Origin of the sequence: Halolamina salina, from assembly GCF_042678005.1 — an archaeon.
Taxonomy (GTDB): domain Archaea; phylum Halobacteriota; class Halobacteria; order Halobacteriales; family Haloferacaceae; genus Halolamina; species Halolamina salina.
Window position 1 is genome coordinate 24,307 of the sequence record NZ_JBHUDH010000003.1, and the last position, 1,915, is coordinate 26,221.

The 1,915-nt window shown below is 71.0% G+C and carries 2 protein-coding genes and 1 pseudogene; 2 read left to right on the plus strand and 1 reads right to left on the minus strand.

Translation table 11 applies throughout. The features are described 5' to 3' along the window. A pseudogene (locus tag ACFR9S_RS00495) lies at positions 1-123 on the minus strand (uracil-DNA glycosylase); the annotation flags it as partial. Between the two features lie 100 nt (positions 124-223). Between ACFR9S_RS00495 and ACFR9S_RS00500 the strand changes: the two are divergent. Together ACFR9S_RS00500 and ACFR9S_RS00505 are read left to right on the plus strand one after the other, a co-directional pair. Further along, positions 224-1,234, plus strand: coding sequence for a dipeptidase (locus tag ACFR9S_RS00500; protein ID WP_379731675.1), 1,011 nt, complete (start codon positions 224-226; stop codon positions 1,232-1,234). 51 nt (positions 1,235-1,285) lie between these two features. Beyond that, positions 1,286-1,915 (plus strand): nucleotide-binding protein (locus tag ACFR9S_RS00505; protein ID WP_379817721.1); only part of this gene is annotated, 630 nt, incomplete at its 3' end.

The window sequence follows — 1,915 nt, forward strand, 5'->3', positions numbered from 1 at the left end:
GGGCGCCTCGCCCAGGAGGAGGAGGTCGGCGACGGCCGGCCCGTCGCCGTTGACGATGCGACTCCGCGACTCGACGAGCGCGGGACAGCGCTCGCAGGACTCCACACAGAGACCGTCGCTCATACCGGATAGGGGACGGCGACCGGCTTGAAGGGTGGCGCTTCGTTCCGGCAACCGCGGCGGGCGCCGGAAGCCCGAAGTCGGCGCGGTCAGAGGAACGACCGTGACCCCCATCATCGACGGCCACAACGACACGCTGCTCGCGGCGACCAGCGACCGCGCGGGCGGCGCCTTCCTGGAGGAGACCGACGACGGCCACCTCGACCTCGCCCGTGCGGAGGAAGCCGGGCTCGCGGCCGGAATCTTCGCCGCGTTCGTCCCCAACGAGGGAGAGATAGACGACTGGAGCGAACTCCCGCCGGCGGTCGACCCCGAGCGCGCCCGCCGGATCGTCGACGAGCAGTTCGAAACGCTCCACGAGTGGGCGGAGGCGACCGACCGCTTCCGCGTGATCGGCGATATCGACGACCTCGACGCCTGTCTCGCCGGCAACGCGGTCGGCGGGATCCCCCACATCGAGGGCGCGGGCGCCGTCGATCCGGAGCTCGTAAATCTCGATTCGCTATACGAAACCGGGCTGCGATCGCTCGGACTCGTCTGGTCCCGGCCCAACGCCTTCGCCCACGGCGTTCCCTTCGAGCACGACGCGACCCCGGATATCGGGCCGGGGCTGACCGACGCGGGGTTCGATCTGGTCGAGGCCTGCGAGGACCGGGGGATCGTCGTCGACCTCGCCCATCTGAACGCCGCGGGCTTTTGGGACGTGGCGGAGACCGTCGACTCGCCGCTGGTGGTCTCCCACGCCGGCGCACACGGCGTCTCGCCGGCGTCGCGGAACCTCACCGACGAGCAGTTGGACGCCGTCGCCGACAGCGGCGGGATCGTCGGCTGTACGTTCGGGACTGCCCACCTCCGGCCGGACGGGGAGCGCGGGAAGGACGCCGAACTCTCGACGCTGCTGGACCACATCGAGTACTTCGCCGACCGGATGGGCGTCGAACACGTCGGGCTGGGGTCGGACTTCGACGGCGCGACGGTGCCGGAGGCCGTCGGGGACGTGACGGGACTCCGGGACGTGCTCGACGGGCTCGAAGCCCGGGGGTTCGACCGCGCGGAGCGGGAGGCGATCGCGGCCGGGAACTGGCGACGGGTGCTCGGAGAGTGGTGGGAGTGACACGACCGCTCGGGGAGAAAGTTTAAATCGGATAGCGAGGAGAAAGAACGCATGGTCGAAGCGCTGGCTGTCGCGAGCGGGAAGGGCGGGGTGGGGAAGACCACCAGCACGCTCGCGCTGGGCATGGCGCTCGCCGACGACCACGATGTGACGGTCGTCGACGCCGACACCGGGATGGCGAACCTCTGTTTCCATACCGGGCTCGCGGACGCCGACACCACGCTGCAGGACCTGCTGCTGGCCGACGCCGACGCGGCGGTCGAGGACGCGGTGTACGAGCGGTTTGGGCTCTCGCTCGTCCCCTGTGGCACCTCCCTCGCCGCGTTTCGCGACGCCGACCCGACTCGGCTCCGGGAAGTGGTCGCCGAACTGGCCACCGACACCGACGTGCTGCTGTTCGACTCCGCGGCGGCGCTTGGCTCGCAGTCGGCGGTGCTCCCGCTCGTACTGGCGGACCGTACAGTGGTCGTGCTCCAGCCGACGATCCCCTCGCTCTCGGACGGGCTGAAGGTGCAGGAGTACGCCCGCTCCTACGGCACCGAGACCGCCGGCGTGCTGTTCAACCGTGTGCAGGACGACGAGGCGATCGACCGCGTCGCCGAGCAGGCCGAGCAGTACTTCGGCGGGCCGACGTTGGCGACGATCCCCGAGAGCGACGCCGCGCGGGCGGCCCGGCGGGCG